The sequence below is a fragment of the Streptomyces sp. Ru71 genome, assembly GCF_002920535.1.
Lineage (GTDB): Bacteria > Actinomycetota > Actinomycetes > Streptomycetales > Streptomycetaceae > Streptomyces.
Genome location: NZ_PQSS01000192.1, coordinates 1 through 214, shown reverse-complemented (window position 1 = coordinate 214; position 214 = coordinate 1). Strand labels below are relative to the sequence as shown.

Below are 214 nucleotides of genomic sequence, written 5' to 3'. Positions count from 1 at the left end.
GGGAGACGTCGACCAGACACGGGTGAGGTAACCCGAGTCGGCGGTACGCAGGCGGTGTCCGCCAGACCCTTACGGGCACCGTGCGTGGAGATGAAGTACTCCAGCACGGACAGACCCTCACGGAAGGACGCCTTGATCGGACGCGGGATCGTCTCGTTCTTGGCGTTCGACACCAGACCACGCATACCGGCAATCTGACGCATCTGCATCATGT

At 62.1% G+C, this 214-nt stretch carries 1 pseudogene; it reads right to left on the bottom strand.

From position 1 onward, the window contains the following. Positions 1-214 (bottom strand): annotated as a pseudogene (locus tag C3489_RS38180) (hypothetical protein); the annotation flags it as partial.